Origin of the sequence: Actinoplanes sp. NPDC049316 (genome assembly GCF_040677315.1) — a bacterium.
Taxonomy (GTDB): domain Bacteria; phylum Actinomycetota; class Actinomycetes; order Mycobacteriales; family Micromonosporaceae; genus Actinoplanes.
The window spans coordinates 191,533-213,170 of the sequence record NZ_JBFAQM010000011.1 but is presented as its reverse complement, the minus strand read 5'-3'; the positions used below and the strand labels follow the sequence as shown (position 1 = coordinate 213,170).

Annotated in this window: 28 protein-coding genes; 12 read left to right on the top strand and 16 right to left on the bottom strand. The window is 69.9% G+C overall.

Going from position 1 to position 21,638, the window contains the following annotated elements; translation table 11 throughout:
- Positions 1–184: 184 nt before the first annotated feature.
- The 10 genes from AB0K03_RS19525 to AB0K03_RS19480 all read right to left on the bottom strand — a co-directional run bounded on the left by AB0K03_RS19525 (position 185) and on the right by AB0K03_RS19480 (position 5,805).
- Positions 185–520 carry a hypothetical protein gene (locus AB0K03_RS19525; protein WP_364686704.1) on the bottom strand — a complete coding sequence of 112 codons (336 nt, stop codon included), beginning with the start codon at positions 518–520 and terminating at the stop codon, positions 185–187.
- Positions 517–1,011: a hypothetical protein gene (locus AB0K03_RS19520; protein ID WP_364686701.1), complete on the bottom strand. Its 495-nt coding sequence runs from the start codon at positions 1,009–1,011 to the stop codon at positions 517–519. The genes AB0K03_RS19525 and AB0K03_RS19520 overlap by 4 nt, the downstream gene beginning before the upstream one ends.
- Positions 1,008–1,502, bottom strand: a complete 495-nt coding sequence (locus AB0K03_RS19515; protein ID WP_364686698.1) for a hypothetical protein — start codon at positions 1,500–1,502, stop codon at positions 1,008–1,010. The genes AB0K03_RS19520 and AB0K03_RS19515 overlap by 4 nt, the downstream gene beginning before the upstream one ends.
- A gap of 108 nt (positions 1,503–1,610) precedes the next feature.
- Positions 1,611–1,835: a hypothetical protein gene (locus tag AB0K03_RS19510; RefSeq protein WP_364686695.1), complete on the bottom strand. Its 225-nt coding sequence runs from the start codon at positions 1,833–1,835 to the stop codon at positions 1,611–1,613.
- The gene (locus AB0K03_RS19505) at positions 1,832–2,377 is read right to left on the bottom strand and encodes a hypothetical protein (RefSeq protein WP_364686693.1); all 546 of its coding nucleotides are present in this window, start codon (positions 2,375–2,377) and stop codon (positions 1,832–1,834) included. The genes AB0K03_RS19510 and AB0K03_RS19505 overlap by 4 nt, the downstream gene beginning before the upstream one ends.
- A gap of 121 nt (positions 2,378–2,498) precedes the next feature.
- Complete coding sequence (locus tag AB0K03_RS19500; protein ID WP_364686690.1) at positions 2,499–3,509, bottom strand: DUF4192 domain-containing protein; 1,011 nt, start codon at positions 3,507–3,509, stop codon at positions 2,499–2,501.
- Positions 3,510–3,585: 76 nt separating this feature from the next.
- Positions 3,586–4,569, bottom strand: a complete 984-nt coding sequence (locus tag AB0K03_RS19495) for an N-6 DNA methylase (protein ID WP_364686687.1) — start codon at positions 4,567–4,569, stop codon at positions 3,586–3,588.
- 125 nt (positions 4,570–4,694) lie between these two features.
- Positions 4,695–5,018: a hypothetical protein gene (locus AB0K03_RS19490; protein ID WP_364686684.1), complete on the bottom strand. Its 324-nt coding sequence runs from the start codon at positions 5,016–5,018 to the stop codon at positions 4,695–4,697.
- A gap of 165 nt (positions 5,019–5,183) precedes the next feature.
- Positions 5,184–5,468: a hypothetical protein gene (locus AB0K03_RS19485; protein ID WP_364686681.1), complete on the bottom strand. Its 285-nt coding sequence runs from the start codon at positions 5,466–5,468 to the stop codon at positions 5,184–5,186.
- A complete protein-coding gene (locus AB0K03_RS19480; protein WP_364686678.1) occupies positions 5,461–5,805 on the bottom strand; it encodes a hypothetical protein in 345 nt (114 codons plus the stop codon). Before AB0K03_RS19480 ends, AB0K03_RS19485 begins: the two co-directional genes overlap by 8 nt.
- 269 nt (positions 5,806–6,074) lie before the next feature.
- Between AB0K03_RS19480 and AB0K03_RS19475 the strand changes: the two genes are divergently transcribed.
- On the top strand, positions 6,075–6,482 hold the full coding sequence (locus AB0K03_RS19475) for a hypothetical protein (protein WP_364686675.1): 408 nt from the start codon (positions 6,075–6,077) through the stop codon (positions 6,480–6,482).
- A gap of 309 nt (positions 6,483–6,791) precedes the next feature.
- Here AB0K03_RS19475 and AB0K03_RS19470 read toward each other — a convergent pair whose 3' ends face one another.
- Positions 6,792–7,559, bottom strand: coding sequence for a hypothetical protein (locus AB0K03_RS19470; RefSeq protein WP_364686672.1), 768 nt, complete (start codon positions 7,557–7,559; stop codon positions 6,792–6,794).
- A gap of 126 nt (positions 7,560–7,685) precedes the next feature.
- Here AB0K03_RS19470 and AB0K03_RS19465 point away from each other — a divergent pair, with 126 nt between their 5' ends.
- The 5 genes from AB0K03_RS19465 (at position 7,686) to AB0K03_RS19445 (ending at position 10,420) form a co-directional block, all read left to right on the top strand.
- Positions 7,686–8,183: a hypothetical protein gene (locus AB0K03_RS19465; RefSeq protein WP_364686669.1), complete on the top strand. Its 498-nt coding sequence runs from the start codon at positions 7,686–7,688 to the stop codon at positions 8,181–8,183.
- A gap of 371 nt (positions 8,184–8,554) precedes the next feature.
- Positions 8,555–9,100, top strand: a complete 546-nt coding sequence (locus AB0K03_RS19460; RefSeq protein ID WP_364686666.1) for a winged helix-turn-helix domain-containing protein — start codon at positions 8,555–8,557, stop codon at positions 9,098–9,100.
- Complete coding sequence (locus tag AB0K03_RS19455; protein WP_364686663.1) at positions 9,025–9,618, top strand: transposase; 594 nt, start codon at positions 9,025–9,027, stop codon at positions 9,616–9,618. Before AB0K03_RS19460 ends, AB0K03_RS19455 begins: the two co-directional genes overlap by 76 nt.
- Before the next feature lie 31 nt (positions 9,619–9,649).
- Positions 9,650–9,775, top strand: coding sequence for a hypothetical protein (locus AB0K03_RS19450; protein ID WP_364686660.1), 126 nt, complete (start codon positions 9,650–9,652; stop codon positions 9,773–9,775).
- Positions 9,776–9,850: 75 nt separating this feature from the next.
- Positions 9,851–10,420 (top strand): cadmium resistance transporter, encoded by a 570-nt coding sequence (locus AB0K03_RS19445; RefSeq protein WP_364686781.1) that lies wholly within the window; start codon positions 9,851–9,853, stop codon positions 10,418–10,420.
- A gap of 48 nt (positions 10,421–10,468) precedes the next feature.
- On the opposite strand, the gene AB0K03_RS19440 is transcribed toward AB0K03_RS19445, so the two are convergent.
- The gene (locus AB0K03_RS19440; protein WP_364686658.1) at positions 10,469–11,041 is read right to left on the bottom strand and encodes a VOC family protein; all 573 of its coding nucleotides are present in this window, start codon (positions 11,039–11,041) and stop codon (positions 10,469–10,471) included.
- Positions 11,042–11,056: 15 nt separating this feature from the next.
- Positions 11,057–11,446 (bottom strand): heavy metal-responsive transcriptional regulator, encoded by a 390-nt coding sequence (locus tag AB0K03_RS19435; RefSeq protein ID WP_364686655.1) that lies wholly within the window; start codon positions 11,444–11,446, stop codon positions 11,057–11,059.
- An 89-nt stretch (positions 11,447–11,535) separates the two neighbouring features.
- Between AB0K03_RS19435 and merA the strand changes: the two genes are divergently transcribed.
- The 3 genes from merA to AB0K03_RS19420 are packed head-to-tail and all read left to right on the top strand — an operon-like array spanning position 11,536 to position 13,869.
- Positions 11,536–12,924: a mercury(II) reductase gene (merA, locus tag AB0K03_RS19430; RefSeq protein WP_364686652.1), complete on the top strand. Its 1,389-nt coding sequence runs from the start codon at positions 11,536–11,538 to the stop codon at positions 12,922–12,924.
- Positions 12,917–13,192, top strand: a complete 276-nt coding sequence (locus AB0K03_RS19425; RefSeq protein WP_364686650.1) for a hypothetical protein — start codon at positions 12,917–12,919, stop codon at positions 13,190–13,192. The genes merA and AB0K03_RS19425 overlap by 8 nt, the downstream gene beginning before the upstream one ends.
- Positions 13,189–13,869 carry an alkylmercury lyase family protein gene (locus tag AB0K03_RS19420; RefSeq protein WP_364686647.1) on the top strand — a complete coding sequence of 227 codons (681 nt, stop codon included), beginning with the start codon at positions 13,189–13,191 and terminating at the stop codon, positions 13,867–13,869. Before AB0K03_RS19425 ends, AB0K03_RS19420 begins: the two co-directional genes overlap by 4 nt.
- A 197-nt stretch (positions 13,870–14,066) precedes the next feature.
- Here AB0K03_RS19420 and AB0K03_RS19415 read toward each other — a convergent pair whose 3' ends face one another.
- On the bottom strand, positions 14,067–16,481 hold the full coding sequence (locus AB0K03_RS19415; RefSeq protein ID WP_364686644.1) for a tyrosine-type recombinase/integrase: 2,415 nt from the start codon (positions 16,479–16,481) through the stop codon (positions 14,067–14,069).
- The gene (locus AB0K03_RS19410) at positions 16,478–17,677 is read right to left on the bottom strand and encodes a tyrosine-type recombinase/integrase (protein WP_364686641.1); all 1,200 of its coding nucleotides are present in this window, start codon (positions 17,675–17,677) and stop codon (positions 16,478–16,480) included. Before AB0K03_RS19410 ends, AB0K03_RS19415 begins: the two co-directional genes overlap by 4 nt.
- Before the next feature lie 102 nt (positions 17,678–17,779).
- On the opposite strand from AB0K03_RS19410, the gene AB0K03_RS19405 reads away from it, so the two are divergent.
- The 3 genes from AB0K03_RS19405 to AB0K03_RS19395 all read left to right on the top strand — a co-directional run bounded on the left by AB0K03_RS19405 (position 17,780) and on the right by AB0K03_RS19395 (position 20,928).
- Complete coding sequence (locus AB0K03_RS19405; RefSeq protein ID WP_364686638.1) at positions 17,780–18,667, top strand: ATP-dependent DNA ligase; 888 nt, start codon at positions 17,780–17,782, stop codon at positions 18,665–18,667.
- 445 nt (positions 18,668–19,112) lie between these two features.
- A complete protein-coding gene (locus AB0K03_RS19400; RefSeq protein WP_364686778.1) occupies positions 19,113–20,510 on the top strand; it encodes an O-antigen ligase family protein in 1,398 nt (465 codons plus the stop codon).
- 163 nt (positions 20,511–20,673) lie between these two features.
- Positions 20,674–20,928 (top strand): hypothetical protein, encoded by a 255-nt coding sequence (locus tag AB0K03_RS19395; RefSeq protein WP_364686635.1) that lies wholly within the window; start codon positions 20,674–20,676, stop codon positions 20,926–20,928.
- A 28-nt stretch (positions 20,929–20,956) separates the two neighbouring features.
- Here AB0K03_RS19395 and AB0K03_RS19390 read toward each other — a convergent pair whose 3' ends face one another.
- Positions 20,957–21,454 carry a hypothetical protein gene (locus AB0K03_RS19390; protein WP_364686632.1) on the bottom strand — a complete coding sequence of 166 codons (498 nt, stop codon included), beginning with the start codon at positions 21,452–21,454 and terminating at the stop codon, positions 20,957–20,959.
- Between the last annotated feature and the right edge of the window lie 184 nt (positions 21,455–21,638).

The window sequence follows — 21,638 nt, the reverse complement described above, 5'->3', positions numbered from 1 at the left end:
CACCGCTGAGTACGACTTACGCGAAGGCCTTCCTTACACGTCCCGTCAGCACCTCGCGCGAGCCTCGCCCTGGCAGGGTGGGGCCGAATGCGAACCGTCAGAACCAGCTCGAGGGTGCGTCGTCGTCGCAAGGCGGCGGTGGGTTCGCGGAGCACCGCCGCGAACCCACCGCCGCTTGCGTTTCTCACACGCCGCCGCAGCTCCGGCAGACCGTTCTTCGCGGCAGCGACTGGGCGAGGTTCACGGCGACCGGACCGGCGGACTGGCATAGCAGGCAAGGCAGCGTCACGGTACGGGGCGCGTGGACGGCGATCACCTTCCAGTCGCCGCGCAGCACCACATCGGAGACCCGGCCGCCGTCGGAGGTTTTGATGGTCATGGCCAGGACGCCGGGAGAGTCGTCGAGGGGCCGGGCGGTCACGACGCGGATGACCCGGCCGAACATGAGGACGCGGTCGCCGTCCTGCAGCTGGTCGACGCGGATGCCGGGAGGCTCCTCAGCGTCGTAGGGGTCGCTCATCGCCCTGGCCTCCACCAGGCTGCCCACGCTTCGATGTCGGCGGCGACCTGGCTGTCCATTCGGTGCAGCAAGGCGGTGGGGACGGTGGCGAAGTGGTGCCAGCGGGCGCGCGCCGACAGGTAAAGGTGGAGCGCCCCATGTTCGTGTTCCCACAGGTAGGCCCACTCGCCGGGCCGCCATGGCTGGTCCTCGAGGATGTGCCCGGCCACGAGCCCCATGTCGACGCCGAGGCGGTAGCACAGCCCGAAGCCGGACATGACCTCGTGGCGGGGGTCGCGCGGGCGCGGCTGGGCGCCCACGTTAATCTCTGCCCAGTCCCGGGCCATCAGCAGGTTGGTCACCGCCGGCGCGTCCGCGGGGTGGCGGGTGTAGATCGTGGCGAGGTACCGCAGGGTCCGCGACGGTTGCCCGTGCATGCGTACGGGCCGGGCGAGAAAATTGCGGCAGTCGACGGCGAAGCGGCCGATGAGCGCCGGGCTCGTGGTGGTCATCGTTGCCCCCTGGTGCTGTAGGTCTCGGTGCGACGCCGCAGGTATCCGCTTTGCTGTACGGCCCGCAACTCCGCATCGGAGACGGTGGGCAGGTCGTGGACGTACCAGCAGTGGAGCGCCACGTACGCGAGCCGGTAGCCCGGGCGGTGCACCAGCACGTAGCCGTGGATGCGGTGGCCGGCGAACAGGTACGCCCACTCCTGGTCGCCGGCGTACGCCTCGTCGAGGCGTCCCGCGTGGGCGACGCCGTTGATGTCCGAGGGTGTGCCGATGGCGACGCCGGGGCCGGTGAGCGCGGCCGGGTGCCGCAGGCTCGACCAGTGCGTCGCGGTCAGCGCGTTCACCGCGGCCGTGAGGTCACCGCCGTGCACCTGGTGCACGACCGCGCACAGGACCGGCAGGATGGCTTGGGGGTAGCCGTCTGCGTGGACGCGGCGGGCCAGGTACCGACCACCAGGAGCTTCGGTACCGATGAGTGCTCGGGTTGTCATCATTCCTCCATGAGCTGCGCCCAGCCACATACGGCCGCTTTCTAAACAGTGACCGTATATTTCAAGGCGAGGGGTCGGCGCGCGGAATTTGGTGTCCGCGGGGCCGGTTCAGAAGATCGTGATGTGAAGGTCAGGCCGGCAGCGGAATCTGCCGCCATGTGCGCCATGCACTACGAACGCGATGACGGGATGCAGGCCGTTACTGGTGCGCTCCAGGGTGGTGACGATGCCGTGGTGCTCCACGGCGGTCGGCCGGCCCTCGTCCATGGCGGGGAGCTTGAAGTGGATGTGGTCGCCCGTGCGGGCGTCGCCGAGGAAGGCGGGCCGGCTCATCGTCGACCGTCGTTGGAATCGATGCCGGCCGGAGGCGCGCTCGGGGTGGCGGCGGCCGACTGATCGGCGGTCCAGTCGAGCGCACCGGACACTGCGTAAGGAGTGCGGCAACCGTCGTTGCAGTGGCAGGTGTCACGGCCTTGGCAGGCACACCCGCGCGGTCCGCTCTGGCAGAAGCCGCGGTCCTGGCGGTTGAGGCAGAGGTGGTGGCTGTAGGTGGCGCAGGCGAGGCACTGGCCGTGCCGGTCGCGGGTGGCGGCGAGGCGCGTGGCTGCTTCGGCCTGGACGTCGTAGGCGCCGCCGGGCGTGCGGGTGTCGCGGACTTTGATCGGGTCGAACGCGCCGCCGTAGAGGACGTCACCGGTTCTGGTCATCAGCACCCGCGGTGCGAGGGGGAGTCGCGTGCTGATGGTGAACTCGTACGCGCGGCAGGCGAGCTCCATGACCACGATGGAGGGTCCGACCTGCAGTGTCGAGCCGTGTCGTGCGATGGTCAGCACGAGGGCGTCGACCTCGCCGTGGTTGTCGGGTCCGATGTACACGGTGTGCCCCTTTCCGCCTCTCAGAGGCGATCAAGTGTATATGTTTATTGTATCCAACAGGACCGCTGCCGTACATATTTTATGTACGGCAGCGGCGGTTCTAGCTGGACAAACAGTGCGCCTACAACCTGCGCGTGAACTCGTCCGGAGATGCGCCGCAGGCCAGCAGATGCTCCAGCACCACGGCGAGGGGGAAGTTCGGGTCGGAGCTCAACGCCCGCCGGACGGCCTCGTATGCGAGCGGGCCGTTGCCGGTGCGCCAGGCGGCGAAGGCGAGCAGCGCGGCCGGAGCGGCCACCAATTCGCTGGTAGTGCGGCGGACCACGTCGCTCCACAGCTCGACGTGCCACGGCTCGCGCGGGTTGATGCCGCGCAGCACCATCTCCCGTGCCGGGTCGGTGAGCAGGTGCACCGTCAGCCAGGCCAGCTCGTCGTCGTCGAGGCGCCCGCCGTCGCGGTAGCGGGCCACCGCCGCGGTGATCGCTTCCCTGGTCGCGCGCAGCATTCCCTCCAGACCGCCGACGTCGGTCAGCAGCAACGCGCGGTGGGCCGCTCTGCGGGTTGCCGCGCTCATCGCTTCTTCCTGCGCACCGCCGGCCGGGGCGATGGTGTCGAGCAGCGCTGCGCGGCTCGACCGGATGACGACGCCTTCGGTGACGGCAGTCGCGGTGACCGGGCTGGCCGCCAGGTCCAGGGTGGTGCCCTCCGGTGGGCAGCATCGCGGGTCGGTGCACAGCAGGGAGAAGACGCGGCCGCTGGTGACGCGTAGCAGGTCGGCCACCGCCATGTCGTACTGCCGGCACAGCACTTCGGCGTGGCGCAGCACCGGGTCGACCGCTGCCGGCGTGCCGTAGCCGACGATGAAGACGGCCGACGCGGCGTTGCGGACGGCGTGCTGCACCATCTCGCGTACTCGCGGTGGCTCACCGCCGTCCGTCCCCGGCAGGGCCAGGGTGTCCGCGGCGAGAAATGCCAGCTTGCCGTCGCGCACCCCGGCAAGCACGACCTGATCGTGCGGGTGGTATCCCATCCCCAGGGCGATCGAGGCGACTAGGTCCGCCGGGGTCCGCGCCTTCACGGCGCTGCCTGCGGGGTCGCTGCCGGACGCGCCGGGCGGGACAGGGTTGGTCATCAGCAAACTCCTTCGGTGCGAGGGGAACCGGCGAGCCACCGAGCAGGCCGCCGGAGGTGGGTGAGCCGCGCCCGGCTCAGAACAGCCGACCCTGGTAGGCCGATGCCGCGTTGAAGGTCGACGAGTGCGGCGGCGCCTGCCGCGGTGGCGCCAGGCGGGCCGCACGCAGGTGCTGCAGCAACGGGTCCTTCGGCACAGGCAGGCCGAGCAGGTGACGGACCGCGACCTCTTTGCGGGCGGCCCGGACGTAGCCGAGCAGTTCGTCGATGGCCGCCTGCCGTTGTCGCAGCGCCTCGCCGGTCCAGTCGGTCAGCAGGCCGTCACCGCAGCCGACGACCACCCGGAAGCCGAGATCCCACAGGTCGGTGTTGACCGCGCACAGCGCGGAAGCAAGGGGGTCGATGTCGTTGGCCCACCATTCCGCGTCCGCCGGCTCCAGGCCCTGCTCGCGCATGGCCCGCGCGGCGCCGAGCAGCATCCGGCCGGTGCCGGCCGCCGGGTCCATGACGCTGCGGCCGGGCTGCGGGCCGGCCATGCGGCCCATCAGTTCGGTCACGCACTCCGGCGTCAGGAACTGGCCGTTGGCCTGCTTCGCCTTCGCCGAGGTCATCGCCTGCAGCACGGTGCCGAGCAGGTCGACTTCATGCCGGCGGTCCTGCTCGGCGCCGAGCTGCCACACATCGCGGCGCAGGGCCGCTTGGCCGACGGCGTGCACGGCCCGCAGCACCGCGTCGTCGAGGTCGCCGTCCAGGCACGTCCACAACATGCGGGCGCGGGGCACGAGGTCCGGTCGCATGATCGACCATTCGAGCCAGATGCGTTTCACCAGCTCGGCGAACTTGGCGCGGTCCAGGTGGGCCACGAGCTGCGGCATGTCGGTGTCCGGCGGCCGGTAGCGTCCGGCGACCGCCAGCGCGGCGACCACACTGATCGCGACTTCGTTGCGGGAGCTGCCGTACTGGCCGTGCCACGCCGCCGCGACCGCTTCCGCGACCGCGTGTGCGTGCTGTTTGGGGTCTGCCGGCACGGGTGGCGGACGCCGCTGGCTAATCGTTGCCATGGGTTCTCCCCTGGGAAATGGGGCGCGCCCTCCGCGCAGCGTCGGCTGCGGGAGGGGCGCGCAAGAGGGTTGATGCGGGGTCGAGCCGTCTCGCCGGTGATGACGCCCCTGGCGAGACGGTGCGGTCAGCGGCTGTCGTGCAGCGACTCGGCGACCAGGGCCAGCGCCTCGTACCGTTCGGCGAGGCGCACCAGGGCGTAGTCGAAGCGGGCCGCGAGTTCCGCGGTGGCGTGTAAGGGCGATCCGCCGACCGTCGTCCACGTGTTGCGCACGGTGGCCTGGTCGGCGCCCTGCTGCGCCCGGTCGGCGAGCTCGCAGCCCGCTCGCGCGACGAGCTGCTCGGCCTGCACGAGGCGGTAGATCAGAAGCTTGATCTGTCGCGGTGCGACCTGCTCCTCGGTGAGCCCGAACTCGTCCCTGATCTCATCCATCCGCTCGTCGCTCACCACGCCGGTTCCTTTCTCGAATCACGACTTGCTGTATATATTCATTGTATTTGCAGGATTCGATGTCGTACATTTTTGAGCTGCCGGGAAGCCGTGTAACACGTCACGCATTCACCCGTGCCGTCATGCCGGATCGCTTGCGCGCGGAGGGCGCGCAGCGCGGCGCACTCAGCTGTCGGCCGTCGGCGGCGGCTTCCTGGCCGCGGCGCGGGTGTCGACGATCTCGACCTCGGGAAGCTGCTCGGCGAGCTCGCGGCGCACCTCGTCCCAGCGGGCCGGTGTGAGCTGCCACGCGTCCACGTCCAGGTTCGCGCCCACGCAGATCACGTACTGCATTGCGGCGGCCGGCCGCCGGTCGAAGGCGTAGAGGGTGTCGCCGGCCGCCACCACGAAGACCCTGTCGTCACCGGACCCCGGCGAGGACGGCGCGATCGGAGAAGATTTGTCAGGCATCGCAGCCGCCTGCGCCGGCGCAGCGTCCGGCGGCATTCTCGGTCGGCGTCAACTCGCGGTGCCGAAACACCTCGACCGCGCCGAGCGCGTCGGCGAACTCGGCGTGCTCGGCCTCCGCGTCCGTGATCGCGGCCTCCGCCTGCGTGCGAGTGAGGTACAGGTCGCAGGTCACGTGCAGGTCGTGGCCCTCGCGGTCGTGCAGGTGCTCGCCGCCCATCACACAGGGCTGAAGGTGCCGCATCGTCACGCTCCACGCGACGCTGTGTGTCGGGTAGTGGAAGACGTGCAGCTGCGCCGAGTAGTCCGGCGTGGCGGGCGTTGGGGCGGCTTCTTCCATCACTGGTCTCCATTCACTTCGTCTTGCTGTATATATTCATTGTATTCGGAATGGTTGATGGCGTACATTTATGCGATCCGATATGGCCGTGTAGCGGATCACACGGCCACCGCCAACTTGTTGAGCACGACCAGACACCCGCGACGCGACCTACCGCACTAGCAGCCATGATCAGAAAGTGGACCGGCCCGCTCCGGTCGTCGACGCGCCAGGTGCAGCGGCACGTTCAGCAGCACAAACACCGGCCCACGGCGGCGTACCGTGGGCGCATGATCAACACGGGTGGAGTCATCAACCCGGGCACGGCGCCCGTCGAGAACGCAAGCGAAGAGCTGGCGGTCGCCGCGCTCGCCGTGTTCCTCGACGAGGTCGGCAAACGCGCCGCCGAGATGAACGCCACGCCGCTCAAGCGCCGCGAGGCCAGCCTCGCCGGCGACCCGGCACGTGACCCGGGCGCGGACCGCGACGGCCGGTTCGGCTGGGACCTGCCGCTGTCCGACGGCCGGGTCGTGCGCCTGCTCATGCCGGGCTTACGGGTGGAGCTGATGCGCGACGACATCACCGCAGCCGCGCCCTGCCTGTACGTCAACGGGACCGCCTGGTGGTGGACCACCGCGGTCGGCATGGTCGCCGCCGAGGGCCTGGTCCTCGACCTCACGCTCCCGTACCAGCGCTAGAGCCGGTTGATCGAACTACCCGGCTGATTCTGGCGGCTTATGTTGGCCCGCCCGGACGGTCTGCGGTGGCCCCATCGTGGTCAAGTCGTGTCGAGGTGTGACGGCTTGACTTGGCCCCACCCGGTTCAGCGCAAGTCGCTCGAAGCAGTGACTGTGCGTTGCGACCATCGTCGAGGCCCAACGGCATAGAGGGCGCTCGTATGCGGCGTTCGGGGGTGCATCCCCACCCGAACGCATGCCTTGAGCTCTTGCAGCGTGTTTGAGAAGGCGGCGTCACGGGCGAAGTGTGGTGCGTACCTTGCGGTGTGCTTAACGGGGAGCGCTGTGCGGTACTCCGGTCTGCCCGCCGTAAAGGTCGATCACGGTCTGCCGATACTGGTCAGTCCACGTAATACCGAACGGATCCATGCTGACCCGGGCTGAACCATCCCAACGCAGCGCCTTGCATGCCCGTACCAGGTCATCACCATGGTCGGCGGCATCGAAGTCCTCGCTGCGAATAATTAGCTCGCCAGCAGCGGTGACAACCTCAACATGGACGTGGCCGAGCCCGTCGTCAGAGATGCTGGCCACGGCGCGAGCCCGGTGTCGTCGATCCGGCGCAGACTTCCACGGGCCTTCCGACCAGTAGCGAAATGCCCTCGCCTCGACGTGGTGTAACGCGCCGGTGACCACGCCCGGATCCCAGCCAAGCGCCTGGGCCAGCTCCAAGACCCCGTGGTGCACGATGCGCAGGCTCAGCAGGCGCTTTTGGTCAGTGGGCAGCGTCGCGAAACCGACCGGCACCCCGACCCATCCGTGCTCCTGGCCGGCGCCGATGAACCGGGCGCTGACCTTCACCATGTCACTGAGCGGGGCATCCAGCGCCGGCCGCGGACGGCGCGACGCGTCCGGGTCGGCGTCCAGTCGCATGACAGACGCCCTTGCGACCAGCGCCAGGCCCGGCAGCGCCTGGCTGTACGCCTCGCAGATGCCGCGACTGATCCGGGCGAAGGCGTCCACGTCGGGGTCGTCGTTCCAGGGCCGCTCCGCAAAGCCGGTGTCCGGCCACACATGTACCTGGCGGAACTTCGGCATGTGCGCACTCTAAGGGGAAGCCTGCCCGGCTTGAACCACCTCGTCGGCGGGTCCTCCAGCGTCTGGGCTTCTCAAACCCGCTCTTTAGGGCCTCGCCGCCACGTCGTGATCAGTAACGTGACGTGCGTGGAACCGCAGACTCGGGCTCTTCCGATGTCCGACCTTGACGCGATCTTCGATGTGCTCAGCATCGTTCATGGTTATCTGCTGGAGGACGAGCTGGCACCAGACCTGGTGCGGCGTTTACTCAGCTCACTCGCCGATGACGGGCTCTTGCCTGAAGGTGCTTCGGCTGGTGAGTTGAATGCCTTGCTGGCTGACCTTGGCCAGCGACTGCATTGGGCGATGTCGGTCGGAGAGACTTATCCGGAGCCGTTGCCGCGCAGAACCATCTACTACCTCGACGTCCCGGATGAAGGAGTCGAGGCGTGCGTGGCGGAGTTGACCGCTCTCGGTGGTGATGTCGGTCGGCCCGAGGCCGAGGCCGGCGTCCCTTCGCTCGGAGGGCAGATCGCGGCGGCGTTCCCGGACCTGCCTCCGGATCCGAGCCATCATGCGCGGGTCGCGCAGCTGTCGGCACTGGCTGACCGTTATGGCGGCCAGTTGAATGGTTTCGGCGGCTGAAGAGTCGCTTCGTCCATCACCGTCACGGCTCTATCCTGGACTCGGTCCTTCTCCGCCGCGCCGCCCGGACCCGTGCTCCTTCCGGGTGCCGCGCGCGCATTCCGGCCCGGCCGGCCGGTGTTGATCGTTAGCGTCGGTGGGTGCTCAGGCCGCCGATCGCGCCGATGCGGGCGGTCGGCGTCCCGGAGCTGCCCGAGCCGGGAATGTGCCGCGGCGGTTGCAGCTATGAGATCAAGTTCGATGGGTTCATTTACTGAACTTCGCAAGGCCGTGAGGCGGTTTACTGAGCTTCTGGGGTTGAGGTCACTCTCAAGTCCACATCGTCACTTTGGGTGATTCCTGCCGGTTCGGGACTGCTGTCTAGTTAGGGCATGCGATACGGGGATGGCGGCGGGGTTGGACCGCAACAACGCGCCCGCCGGGAGCAGGTACGACGGCAAGCGGCACGGATGTTCGCTGCCGGAGCGAGCGCGCCGCAGGTAGCCGCCGATCTGGAGATCTCCACGAAGTCGGCGTACGCGTGGCGGCGGGCGTGGAAAGCCGGCGGCGAACAGGCCCTGGCCTCACGCGGAGCGCCCAGACCCGACCCGGTGCTGTCCGAAGTCCAGGTCCAGAGGCTGATCAACAGGCTGGAACAGGGCCCGGCAGCGGCCGGCTGGGACGAGGACCAGCGCTGGACGCTGGCCCGGGTGCGCACGCTGATCGGCCGGATGTTCCACATCACCGTCAGCATCGCCACCGTGTGGGAGACACTGCGCCGCGCCGGCTACACCCCGCAACAACCGGTCCACCGCGCCGCCGAACGCGACGAGCAGGCCATCGAACACTTCAAGCGGTATCAGTGGCCCGCGGTAAAAGGGTCGCGCGCAGGCTGGGCGCGTGGATCTGCTTCGCCGACGAGTCCGGCATCTCGCTGAGACCAGCCCGGGCCCGCACCTGGGCCCGGCGAGGCACCACCCCGATCGTCACCGTTGCCGGGCGCGGCGGCCGCAAACTCTCCCTCGCCGGGATCGTCGCCTACCACGCCGGACATCAGCCGCGCATCATCTACCGCACGATGGTCCACCGAGGACGTAAAGGTGAACCGAAAGGCTTCGGCGAAGACCACTTCGCCAAGCTCCTCGACGCCGCCCACCAGCACCTCGGCGCCCCGATCGTGCTGATCTGGGACGGGCTACCCGCGCATAAGTCCGCCAAGATGCGCGCCCTGATCGCCGCCCGGCCGTGGCTGCGCGTCTACCGTCTTCCCGGCTACGCCCCGGAACTCAACCCGGTGGAGAACCTGTGGTCCAGCCTCAAACGCAGCATGGCCAACCTGGCCCCCGGCCGCATCGACGACCTGCTCCGCGTCGCGAAAAACAGGCTCAAACAGATGCAGTACCGGCCCACCCTCGCCTACGGATTCCTCGCCACCAGCGGACTGGCACCGCCCTGACCCTGACCCCAAAAGCTCAGTAGTCCAACCCATGCTCGACGTGGTGTCCCGGCTGGCCGGGCTGCAGCGGGACGACTGCGCCCTCCACGCCACCGGCGACATCGACGGCTGCCGGTGCGAGCCGGGTTGCACCGACGCCTGCTGCACCGGCACATAAGGTGTGCTCGTCTGGGCGGTGATCCGGCGTCGGGGGATCGGGATGGATCTGAGGTTGCTCGGTCAGGCCGTGGGGATGTTCGCGGTGACCAACATCGACGACATCCTGATCCTGGCGCTGTTCTTTGGTCAAGCTGCCGGCGCGGGCCGCGCAGGCGCGGTCCGGGTCGTGCTCGGGCAGTATCTGGGCTTCATAGCGATCCTGGCCGCCGCGGTCGTCGGCGCGCTCGGCGCTGGCCTGCTGCCCGAGTCGGTCATCCCGTATCTGGGGCTGCTGCCGTTGCTGCTGGGCCTGCGGGCGGCATGGCGGGCATGGCGCGACCGCCGCAACGGTGACGACGACACCGACACTGCCACGCCCGGCGGTCCGGGCATTCTGCAGGTCGCCGCGGTGACGCTGGCTAACGGCGGCGACAACATCGGCGTGTACGTGCCGGTGTTCGCCGTGGCCGGTACCGGCGGCATGGCGGTTTACGTGTCGGTGTTCCTGATCGGCGTCGGCCTGTGGTGTGCCGCGGGCCGGTTCTTTTCCACCCGGCCGATCATCGCCAAGGCCCTGTCGCGGTGGGGCCACATCCTGCTGCCCGTAGTGCTCATCGGCATTGGCCTGCTCATCCTCATCGAGGGCGGCGCCTTCGGCCTGTAGCAGCCCGGCCGGATCCAACGAGGGGCCTACGCCCTTGATGGAGGTAGCTCAGCTGGCGGGGCTGCCGAACCTAATCCGGTTGCCGTCGGGGTCGCTCAGGACGAACTCGCGCAGGCCGTAGTCCTGCTCGGCGATCTCGCCCACGCCGGCGATGCCGCGCTCGCGCAGTTGCTTCCAGAGCTTCACCGCGTCGGCGACGTGGACGAAGCACTGGCCTGGCGTCGGGGTGGTCTCGTGGGTGAAGTGCAGCTCGACTCCGCTGTTGTGCAGCAGCAGGTAGCCGTCGTGACGTTCGGTCTCGCTGAACCCGGCGGCGGTGTAGAACGCGGCGGTGCGGTCCAGGTCGGCGCTGGGCAGGATCGGGATCGCCGCCACGGCCGAGCCCGGCGTGGTGCGGCCACCGGTGAGCCGGCGCGCCAACGCGCCGAGGGAGGTAAACCGCAGCTGCCGCAGCGCCGCGACAGGGCCGGCGCGGCGGGCGGCCCAGAGTGCGCAGCCGACGCAGATGAACACCCCGGGCGTGTTGCCCAGCTCGACGACCTCGCTTCTGGGGAGTTGGCGGCCGCAGCAGCCGCAGTGTTCGTGGTCGGATGTTCGGGCGGTCTCGGCGGCGGCGGTCACGTCGGTCTCCTCGGGTTACAGGTAGCGGCAGACCTGTTCGGCGCCGCAGGTGTCGGGGTCGCCGCCGCGGGCGGCGTCGTGCAGCTGCGCGACGGTGGCGCGCAGCTCTTGAAGGTCGGCGAGCTGGGCGTCGAGGGCGCGCAGGCGAGTGGCGAGCAGGTCCTCGACGTGCCGGCACGGTGCACGGCCTTGGTCGCGAACGTCGAGGACCTCGCGGATCTGGGCCAGGGTGAGCCCGGCGGCGCGGCCGCGGCGGATGAAGTCCAGCCGGGCGACCGCATCCGCGCCGTACTGGCGGTATCCGCTCGTGGTGCGCCCCTCGGGGTGCAGTAGGCCGGAGTCTTCGTAGAAGCGCAGCGTCTTGGTGGTCGCGCCGGTCACGGCCGCCAACTCTCCGATCCGCATTCCGGTCACCTCCACCGCTTGACCTTCCCCTGCACTGGAAGGTCCAGTCTGAACCCTGTACCCGGCCGATGACCAGTGAAAGGCAGCTCATGGATGAGGAATACGAGGTCGATCTCGCGGTGATCGGCACAGGTGGGGCGGCGATGGCCGCGGCGATCGCCGCCCGGCAGACCGGCGCTCTGGTGGTGCTGGTCGAGCGGGCGACCCTTGGCGGGACGTGCGTGAACATCGGTTGTGTGCCGTCGAAGACGCTGCTGGCGGCGGCCGGCACCCGGCACACCGCGCTGGCCAATCCGTTCCCCGGGGCGCCGACGTCGGCTGGCGGGGTCGACTTGGGCGCGTTGGTCGGGCAGAAGGACGACCTGGTCGATCAGCTGCGGCAGGCGAAGTACGCCGACGTCGCCGCCGCCTACGGCTTCGAGATCCGCCCCGGGCAGGCGACGTTCGTCGACGGTGGCACCCTCGCCGTCGACGGGCAGCTGTTGCACGCCCGGGCGTACGTGGTGGCGACCGGCGCCGAACCCGACCGCCCGGACCTGCCCGGCCTGGAGCACGTCGACTATCTGACGTCGACCACGGCGATGGAGCAGCACGTGCTGCCCACCTCGTTGGTGGTGATCGGCGGCGGGTACGTCGGCATGGAGCAGGCGCAGCTGTTCGCCCACCTCGGCACCCGAGTCACCCTGGTCGGCCGGTTGGCGCCGCGGGCCGAGCCGGAACTCGCTGCAGCGCTGGCAGACGTGTTCGCCGGCGACGGGATCACTGTGCTGCAAGAACACGCCACCGCTGTGGAGGCCGTCGACGGCGGGGTGCAGGTCGTCACCGCGTCCGGGCGTCGGGTGCACGGGCGGCGGCTGCTGGTGGCCACCGGTCGTCGGGCCCGCACCGACGGCCTGGGCCTGGCCGCCGCCGGGGTGAAGACCGACGACCGTGGCTTCGTGACAGTCGACGACGGGCAGCGCACCGCCAACCCGCGGGTGTACGCCGCGGGAGATGTCACTGGCGCGCCGCAGTACGTCTACGTCGCCGCCGCGACCGGCCGGGTAGCGGCGGTCAACGCCCTGGCCGACGCCGGGGCGCGTCCGGTCCGGGTGGACTACACCGGGCTGCCGTCGGTGGTGTTCACCCGCCCGCAACTGGCCTCGGCCGGGCTCACCGAAGCTGACGCCCTCGCGGCCGGGCACGACTGCACCTGCCGGGTCCTGGACCTAAAAGATGTGCCGCGTGCGCTGGTCAACCGCGACACCCGCGGCGCGGTCAAGCTCGTCGCCGACGCGGGCACCGGCCGGGTCCTCGGGGTGCACGCCCTGGCCGAAGGGGCCGGGGAGATGATGCTCGCCGCCACGTACGCCATCAAGGCCCAGATGAGCGTCGACGACGTCGCCGACACCTGGGCGCCGTATCTGACCATGGCGGAGAGCCTGCGCATCGTCGCCGGTACGTTCCGCAACGAGCTGCCGACCTCCTGCTGTGCCTGACACCCCACGCGGCGGACGCGGTGTTCTGTGGGCGGCCGGCGGCCTGGCCGTGTGCTGCACCGTGCATGCCCTACTGCTCACCGGCGGCCTCGCCGGCATCGGTGCCGCCCTGAGCGTGGCCGCCGGTAACACGGTGCTGGCCGCCGCAGCCGGTGCGGTTCTCGCCACGCTCGCCGGTGCCGTCCTCGCCCGGCATCTGCGCCGCCCCACCCCACCCCGGCGGTCCCACCGGCCGCCCACCGACCCGCAACGACAGGAGCGACTGTGACCAGCAGCGATAGCCCCGGCGACCTCGCCACGGTCCTGGCCCGTGCCGGGCTGCCCGCCGACAACCTGCTCGCGCGTCGCGCCGTACTGCCCGCGCACCTACGCGATCTGCACCAGCTGGTTCTGGCCGGGTTCGCCGCCACCGGCGCGCCGCCTGCCGCTGCGGAACTGGCCGCCTGGGCCCGCGCCCATGGCGTAGATCTGCGACACGCGCTGCGCGAGCTCGGGGACACCGAGTTGGTGTTCACCGGCCCGGGCGCCACTGCGGTCACCGGCGCGGTGCCGTTCGCCGCCGGCACCTCGGCCCATCGGGTCGGTATCGCCGGCGGGCCGCAGGCCTTCGCCAACTGCGCCATCGACGCCCTCGGCATCGCCGTGATGCTCGACCGCGACATCGACGTCGCCTCCACCGATCCGCACAGCGGTGAACCGGTCACCGCCACCAGCCGGGCCGGTCAATGGAGTTGGCAACCACCCGACGCGGTCGTGTTCGTCGGCTCACGCGGGACCGGGCCGATCACCCAGTGCTGCTGCCCCGTCATCAATTTCTTCACCAGCGCCGAGCACACCACCGCCCACCAGCAGCGGCACAACCTGGCCGGCGTCGTGTTGAGCATGACTCAAGCCGCCCACGCGGGCGCTCTGATCTTCGGCGACCTCATGCGCGAGCCCACCTGACCGTCGCGTCGGCAGGGGTGCGGGCAGGTCGGCTCGCCACACCGACGGCAGAGGCGCGCGGCATCCGCACACGTCTACCGCCGACGGCGAGGCTCAGCCGGCGGCGGTAGACGTGGTAACCCACCGGGCGGCGAATCTTCTCCCTGGTCGCCACGCTGCTCGGCGGTAGGCCGGTCCGGCACTCCTCCATCAACTGCCTAGCGTTGTTCTGATCCAGAAACCACGGGCGGCCCCAGCTGCGAACGCTTGTCGCGGATGTGTCGCAGGCTCTCCTCGAGCGCGGCCACTTCACCGAGCCACTGGTGTCCGCGGGCCTCGACGAGCCGGTCCTTCGTATTGGCCTCGATGGTGTCCAGTCGCGGTACCTGGGCAGGATCCAACCGCAGGAACGGGCAACGAGTGCAGGCGTGCTCGTGAATGCAGGGCGTGCCGTAGGGACGGAAACAGTCTCCGAGCGCGACCCGGCGGAGCTGAAAGTGTTGCTCGAACTCGGCCCACTCACCGGGCGCGACGGTGCGGTACTCGTGAGAGTCCCGCAGGCCGCGCCGGTGTTCAACCATCTTGCGGTGGGCTTCGATGACCTGCTCGGGGAAGACGGCGGTGTAGCCGCGAGTGGTGTCAAGGTCGAGGTGGCCGAGCAGGGTCGCAGCGATGTGGATGGGCAGCCCGGCACCGACGAGCTCGGTGGTGAACAGCCGCCGGAAGTCATGCGGGGTGAACCGGATCGGCTCACCGTTATCGGTCAGGCCGGCGGCGTCGGCGGTGACGTTGAGGATGGTCCTGACGTAGTGGTTCGAGAGGACCTCGTGGCGGGCGCCGACGGGGCGGGAGAACAGGTGCGGCAGTGGTGCGCCGTGGATGCGGTCGTGCGGGTCGTAGCGGATCGACAGCGGGATGCGCTCGTCGTCGCCGCGAGCGCGCCGCACGACGGCGAGCAGGACGCTAACCAGCTCAGGAGTCATCGGCACGAGGCGTTCGGTGTCGAGCTTGGACGGCGTGATGTGCAGCAACGGCACCACCGCGCCGGTGGTCGGTGGGGTGTAGTGGCGCAGCGAGAGCTGGCTCAGTTCGAGGACTTCCTCGATGCGGCAGCCGGTCAGGCGCAGCGTCTCGATCAGCGCCCAGGCCCAGAAGCAGTCCGCCTCGGTGGCGCCGACGTCGAAGCGGCTGCCGTCCGAACGCAACAGCCAGGTCCGGCAGCGGGCGAGTCGCACGGTTCGAGCCGGCGGGTCGAACCGGCGGTAGTTCACCCCGTCGAGGTCGATCGTCTGGTCGTGTCCGGCGGCTTCGGCGGCGGCCAGTAGCCGTATCGACCAGTCGCGGCGGGCGGTTGCGGTGGCCAGAAGGGTCGGCAGCAGCGGGGTCAGCACGCGAGTGCGTTGTTGGGTGCGGGCTTGCTGATGCCGCTTGGCCTTCTTCAGCCCGCGGGCGTCGGCAGCGCGCACCGGCGATGGCACGGCCCAGATGCCCCAGCGGGCGGGATCGTCGAGCGCCCACTGCTGCAGGTCACGGTAGAAGGCACGGACTCGAAACAGCAGGCTGTGCACGTCACGACGCGGTCCACCGGCGGCGGTCACGGCGAGGCGCTCGCGCCACTGGACGACGACGTGCGGCGCCAGCCGCAGATCGCTCTGCCCGGGGTTGATCTGCAGGATCTCCCACCAGAACGCGCGGCCGAGCGTGTGCACGTGGTGCACCCAGCTGCCGTAGTCCAGGCCGGGCCGGATCTCGGTCAGGTAGTCGATCATCACGTCGCGGACCGGGCTCGGCGGCAGACCGTAGCGGTCGAGGACGTGCGCGGCGTCGTGCTGGCGGCTGTTGCCCTTCGCCGTCCACACAGCCCGTAGGGTCGTCGGCTCGCCGGCGAGCGGCCCGGCTTTCACCAGCAGTTCCCAGAGCAGATGCTCGCGGCGAGGCCGGCCCGAGGTCTTCACCAGATCGGCGTAGGTGAGCAGGTCATCAGCGGTGATCTCACCGAAGCGTTTCCCGGTGCGGACAAGCACCCGGATCAGGCCCGCCTCGGCATCGATTTGCGCCCGCGTCACCGCCCGCTGGTAAGGCGCCAGGGTTCGCAGCTGGGCGAACTCTTCGCTGTCGTGCAGCAGGGGGAACCGCTTGAACAGCTCCCCGAACTTGACGTTGAGCTGGAACGAGTACGACGGGCGCAGCACCCGGCTCAGCAACAGCAAAGCCAAGGCCTGCGAGAACAGCCGTGGCGAACCGCCAACATCTTCGGTCACCCGCATGGTCCAGGACCTTGGTGCACAGTCTGCCCCGCTGGCCAGCCAGCGCTGCTCCCAGTCCGCGCCGGGGAACCGGGGCAACCAGCCGAGTAGGACACGCGTGTGCCGCAGGAGGGCTCGCCGCGAGTTTGGATGTTGCGGCAGAAGAGCGTCGTGCTGCCGCGCTACCGCGGTCATTACCGCGTCGATGTCGGCCGCCATCAGGTCAGCGCCGGGGCCGCCGCCCGGGCGTGGCGCGGCGGGGCGGCCTGCGTCGTAGGCGGCCAAGTGCCGGACCCGGCCGTCGGCGGCGAAGCGACCGTCAGCCGTCACCGGCTGCAACGTCGCCCCGGCAGTATCCGGTCCGATGGTCTGCAGCGTGTCGGTCACCGGCCGAGCCCCAGCAGCTCGGCCAGATCGCCTGCGTCGTAGCCGTCCGGAATCTTCGGTCCCACGCCCGCGGCAGCAGCGCGACGCTCGTGCAACTCGGCCACCTTGGCGACCAGGTCATCCAGGCGCGGCTGCAGGTAGATTTGGGTGCTGGTGATCGATGCGTGCCGCAAGATGGTCTGGACCTCCACCAGAGTGAAGTTGTCGTCAGCGGCCATCCTGGCCGCCGCCGTGTGCCGCAGGTCGTGCAGCGAGTAATTCGTGCCCAGCAGCGCGTTCGCTCGGCCCAGCACCGCCCGCGCGGCGTGGTAGGTCAACGGCCGGCGCGGGGAGCGGCGTGTCCACCACACCGGCCCTTCGACCGCCGGCGGACCGCCCAGCTCAGCCAGGTAGAGCGCCAGCCACACGAACGCGTCCGCCGACGCGGGAACCTCGTCGAGCGACCGGCTGCCCTTCGACACCACCGTGATCGTCCGGCGGCCGTAGTCGATGCGCTCCAAGCGCAGCCCCAGCAGCTCCGACGCCCGAACACCGCTGGACAGGTAGAACGCCACCAGCGCCCGATCGCGATTACACGTCAACGCGGCGAACAACCGATCCACTGCGTCATCCGGGATGCTGCGCGGCGCCGTCCTCGGCACCCGCTGCCGATAGGCCGCCCGCGGCAACAATCGCACCGGCTCCAGCGGACTTAGATGAGCATGAGGGCGTCCACCGTCGCGGGCCCGCTGCGCCGGGACCGGGTTGACCAGGGGTCCGAGATCGAAGTCGACCGCGAACGCGTAGAAGCCGTGCAACACCGTCAGCTGGTGATTGATCGTCCTTGGCGCATACCGTGCACCCGGATACGCCTTACCCGTGACCGGGTTCAGCGACCCCAGCGCCGGCGCACTCGGTGACCGACCGGTCCGTGCCGGATTGGGTGTCTCCCGCAAGAACTCGACCAGCGCTCGGACGTGTATGCGCTCTGCCCGCTCCCACGGCACCCCGCTGACGTGTAGGAACCGCAGCCAGCGCAGCAGGTCGTAGCCGTAACTGCGCAGCGTCCCCTGGCTGACATCGCACGCCGCGAGATCCCGTAGCCACGCCAGCGTCGGCTCATGCACCTCCGCTGGGAAACGGACCGACCACCACGGCGCTTCCGCCGTCGACACCACCGCACCTATTCGAGGCAGCACCCGCACGACAGCAGACAAGATCCACCTTCCGACTCAGGAGAGATCGACGACCCTTCCTGAGCCGGCTTAGTTCAGTCAACATGCCGGTGCCTCGCCTTCACCCGTCCCAGCGGCGCCTACTTGCAGAGCCGCCAGGCGAAGGACTTGACGCCGTACGCCCCGGAGGTCGCCGCGGCGGTCCAGCAGGCGCTGCCGCCGGACACCGTCGTCGACGGCGAGCTGGTCGTCCTCGATCAAGCGGCAGGCCGGACGTCGTTCTCGGCGCTGCTCGGCCGGATCACCGCCGGGCGCCGGCTGCCCGCCGAGATTGCCCGGCGTCCGGCGAACCTGGTGCTGTTCGACGTGCTCGCCGCCGCCGGCGAAGACCTGACCGCCCGGCCGCTGCGGGAACGCCGGGCCCGGCTCGAAGCCTTGCTCATGGACGCACCGCCAACGTTGGTGCTGTGCCCGCAAACCACCGACGTGGAGGTCGCCCGTACGTGGTTCGACGAGTACCACGTCACCGGCGCCGAGGGCCTGGTCGTGAAAGACCTGGCCTCTCCGTACCGGGTCGGGCGGACCGGAGCCTGGTGGAAGGTGAAGCGGCGGGTGACCGCCGAGGCGATCGTCGGCGGGGTGATCGGTACTGCCGACGACCCGCGGGTGCTGCTGCTCGGCCGTCTCGACGCCCACAGCCAACGACTGAGGTATGTGGGCCGCACCGTGCCGCTGGCGTTGAGCCAGCGCCAGGAAGCCGGGCGGCTACTGACCCCGGCCGGCGGTTCGCATCCGTGGCCGCATCCGCTGCCCGCCGCCTGGATCGGGCAACTCGACCAGCGCGAACCGCAACCGTACGCGCAAGTCGAGCCGCTGCTCGTCGCCGAGGTCGTCGTGGACCAGGCGTACGAGTACGGACGTTTCCGCCACGCCGTACGGTACCTGCGTCTGCGCGCCGACCTCGGCCCTGACGACATCGAACGCTGGCAACCCGGACCGCCGGACCCGGGCGGCCGACGGTCTGCGGACTGACCCGGGTCACCGGGTACGCCGCTTGGTGTTTCGCCGTGCAACGCTGGGCGGCACGAGGTCCGCCCACGGGTCGACCGGCCGAGATGCCAGCCGTCCCGCCTCGGCGGCCCTCTGCATGCCCGGACCGATGTCCGGAAGCGCGTTCCTGCGCGCGGACTGTTCGGAATGCGGCGCCGGAGCCGACTGCACCTGGTACGGATCGGGTCCGGTGAGCGACTCAGCCGGTGCAGGGTCGGTATTCGATGGGTGCGATATTCGGTGGACTGGATCAGTGGTCCTGACGGTCTGACGTGGTCCCACACGGAATTGGGTCTTAAGTGGCCACCACGAGGTCGGCCGACCCATGTCCCGGAATGCACCTCTTGCGGTCGTTACGCCAGGTCACCGTCATCGTTTCCCTCATCGCAGTCGCCAGCCGGGTCGGGTAGATTCGTGCGCCGTGTCGATGACGCCGAGCAACGCTGCAGGGCTGGCGATCGGCCGGGTGCGTGTCGCTGCCTTGCGAGCGCGCCGGTGGATCGGCGTCGCGCCGGTACCCGCGCGGCGTACGGGCCGTCCCGCCGGTTTCCGGACGCGGTTGCCCCTGTGGCCGCTGTACGCGCTGTTCGGCTTGATGCCGCTGTGGTGGCTGCTCGGCGGCCTGCATCTGTTATGGCCTGGGGGCGGGCTGCTCCTGGGCGTGGTGCTGCTCAGCCGCGGCCGGGTTCGGTTACCGGTCGGTGCCGGTCTCTGGCTCGTGCTGCTGTCGATCGTGGTCATTAGCGTGGTGCGGCTGGACCGGGTCAGCGGGCTGCCGATGTTCGTCCTGCGGTTCGGGTTTCTGGCCACCGCCTTGATCGTCTATCTGTACGTGTACACCGCTGCCCGCGACGGCGTCGCCTGGCGGCGGCTGTGCGCACCGCTGGCGCTGTACTGGCTCGGCATGATCGCGGTGGGTTGGATCGGTGTGGTCAAGCCGACATTCGCGATCACCACGCCGACCGAGATCGCGCTGCCCGATGCCATTGTCGGCAACCGTGGCCTGCGGGCTCTGGTGCACAGCCATGCCACCGAGTACAACCCGCTCAGCCGCAGCCCGTACTACCGGACCGCGGCCCCGTACCCGTACACCAACAACTGGGGCACCGCGTTCGCAGTCCTGACGCCGTGCATGATGGCCTACCTCAGCTCGGTGCGCACCGGGGCGCTGCGCACCGCGGTGCTCGTCTCGCTGCCGTTCGCGCTGGTACCGGCGTTCATGACCCTCAACCGGGGCATGTTCATCGGTCTCGGCGCCGGGCTGCTCTACCTCGCTCTGCGCGCGCTGTTGCGCGGCGATGTGCGGCTGATCCTGTCTCTTGCCGCGGTCGCGGTCCTGATTTGGATTGCCACCCTGCTCATCCCGGTCGGCGAGCTGATCTCGAATCGGGTGAACAACACTGACTCCACCACCGACCGGGCCGACCTCTACGTGCAGACCCTGCAGGCGGTCTGGCGCTCACCGCTGCTCGGCTACGGCGGACCCCGCATGGTCGACACCACCCACGCCACCGAGCCGCTCGGCACCCAGGGCCAGCTGTGGCTGATCATCTACAGCTACGGCATCCCCGCGCTGCTAATCCTGATCGCCTTCCTCGCGCTGGTCGCCTGGCGCAGCGCCGCCGCGGTCAGCGCCCCCGGCAAGTGGCTCAGCGCCGTCCCCGTGATCGCGCTGGTGATCACCCCGTTCTACGGCTACACCGATGTCAACCTGTCCCTGATGTTCTTCGCCTTCGCCCTGGCCGTCGCCGCCCTCGACGGCCCCATCAACAGACCACCGGCTCTGAGCCGACGATCGGTCTCGCGGGCTACCGCCGTCGGGTGACGCTCTCGCAGGGCGCCTGGCCATTGGGCCGCCCGCAGCTTTCGGCCCGCTCCTCGTGGCGCTGCTCAGCTACGTGCCCCGAGGTGGTGGCGGCCGGCCGCGACGCTCGCCGCGGCGTTGAGAACGCCCACTCGTCGCCCCCGGTGCGGTTTACGGTCGGTGGATGGGCGGTGCGGCGTCGTTCACGATGGTGGTTGAGGAACTGGCGGAGCTGCTGGATGAGCATCTGACGATCACCGCGGAAGTGTTGGCGGACCTCGGGGCGCAGGGCGTCGACGCCGTTCTGCTGGCGGCGATCGGTGCCGACTTGGCGGACCTGGGTGAGCAGGTACAGCGCGACCTTGCACCGCTGACGACAGCGGCCGGGGCGCGCCCGGTGCGGGCCGGGTTGCGGCTGTGGCCACCGGAACCGCAGTAGTCCCGCGTCCCGGTGGCGGGGTCCGGCGTCAGCGGCGGGGCCGCACGTACAGCTGCGCGTGGGTGGTGCGCTCGGCGCGTTTGCCGGTGCAGGCGCTGTAGGCCGCGTGCTGCCTGGCGCCGGGCAGCTTGGTGTAGGCGACCGCGAGGTCCAGGGTGATCCACCCGGCCGCGTCCGCGGTGGTGGTGAGCTTCATCGCGGTGTAGTCGACCTGGCCGCGGGCCAGGTCCGCACTGCGGAAGAACGAGGTGTAGGTGCCGGTGTTGCTCGGATACGTCACCGCGGCGATGTCCGGTCCACCGGTCACGGTGACCCGCACGTCGCAGATGTCCGATCGGGTGGTCCACCAGGTCTTGACCCAGGCCGGCGTAGCGGCCTTCACCATCGGCACAGCGATCTTCACCAGCAGCCGTGGTCCGTACTTGCCGCCGGCCTGCACCGGCGTGACCGGCGTTGCCGCGGCGAGAGCCGCGAGCGTCAGCGTGGCCGCCGTAGCGATGATCCGCCGCGTCACCTGTGGCCTCATGCCCTCGTCCCCTCACCGGCCGGGCCCGCACCGTGCGCCCGGCTGGTTGCGACGCTAGAGCGGTGACGGGTCGCTGGTGCGCAGGCCGGGGGTGTGGCACCCGTACGGAGGACGTCGAACGCGAGGGCCGGGAAGTCGCGACCGGATTCGTTCGGCGACCACCGCGCTGTATCGCACTATTCGA

What these genes read in the sequence shown, in the direction of transcription:
- AB0K03_RS19470 (WP_364686672.1), bottom strand. Translation starts at nt 7,559, where the DNA reads ATGCCGAAGTTCCGCCAGGTACATGTGTGGCCGGACACCGGCTTTGCG.
- AB0K03_RS19450 (WP_364686660.1), top strand. Translation starts at nt 9,650, where the DNA reads ATGCTCGACGTGGTGTCCCGGCTGGCCGGGCTGCAGCGGGACGACTGC.
- AB0K03_RS19515 (WP_364686698.1), bottom strand. Translation starts at nt 1,502, where the DNA reads ATGACAACCCGAGCACTCATCGGTACCGAAGCTCCTGGTGGTCGGTAC.
- AB0K03_RS19485 (WP_364686681.1), bottom strand. Translation starts at nt 5,468, where the DNA reads ATGCCTGACAAATCTTCTCCGATCGCGCCGTCCTCGCCGGGGTCCGGT.
- AB0K03_RS19395 (WP_364686635.1), top strand. Translation starts at nt 20,674, where the DNA reads ATGGGCGGTGCGGCGTCGTTCACGATGGTGGTTGAGGAACTGGCGGAG.
- AB0K03_RS19510 (WP_364686695.1), bottom strand. Translation starts at nt 1,835, where the DNA reads ATGAGCCGGCCCGCCTTCCTCGGCGACGCCCGCACGGGCGACCACATC.
- AB0K03_RS19460 (WP_364686666.1), top strand. Translation starts at nt 8,555, where the DNA reads ATGCGATACGGGGATGGCGGCGGGGTTGGACCGCAACAACGCGCCCGC.
- AB0K03_RS19500 (WP_364686690.1), bottom strand. Translation starts at nt 3,509, where the DNA reads ATGACCAACCCTGTCCCGCCCGGCGCGTCCGGCAGCGACCCCGCAGGC.
- AB0K03_RS19475 (WP_364686675.1), top strand. Translation starts at nt 6,075, where the DNA reads ATGATCAACACGGGTGGAGTCATCAACCCGGGCACGGCGCCCGTCGAG.
- AB0K03_RS19495 (WP_364686687.1), bottom strand. Translation starts at nt 4,569, where the DNA reads ATGGCAACGATTAGCCAGCGGCGTCCGCCACCCGTGCCGGCAGACCCC.
- AB0K03_RS19435 (WP_364686655.1), bottom strand. Translation starts at nt 11,446, where the DNA reads ATGCGGATCGGAGAGTTGGCGGCCGTGACCGGCGCGACCACCAAGACG.
- merA (WP_364686652.1), top strand. Translation starts at nt 11,536, where the DNA reads ATGGATGAGGAATACGAGGTCGATCTCGCGGTGATCGGCACAGGTGGG.
- AB0K03_RS19520 (WP_364686701.1), bottom strand. Translation starts at nt 1,011, where the DNA reads ATGACCACCACGAGCCCGGCGCTCATCGGCCGCTTCGCCGTCGACTGC.
- AB0K03_RS19390 (WP_364686632.1), bottom strand. Translation starts at nt 21,454, where the DNA reads ATGAGGCCACAGGTGACGCGGCGGATCATCGCTACGGCGGCCACGCTG.
- AB0K03_RS19445 (WP_364686781.1), top strand. Translation starts at nt 9,851, where the DNA reads ATGTTCGCGGTGACCAACATCGACGACATCCTGATCCTGGCGCTGTTC.
- AB0K03_RS19400 (WP_364686778.1), top strand. Translation starts at nt 19,113, where the DNA reads ATGACGCCGAGCAACGCTGCAGGGCTGGCGATCGGCCGGGTGCGTGTC.
- AB0K03_RS19480 (WP_364686678.1), bottom strand. Translation starts at nt 5,805, where the DNA reads ATGGAAGAAGCCGCCCCAACGCCCGCCACGCCGGACTACTCGGCGCAG.
- AB0K03_RS19525 (WP_364686704.1), bottom strand. Translation starts at nt 520, where the DNA reads ATGAGCGACCCCTACGACGCTGAGGAGCCTCCCGGCATCCGCGTCGAC.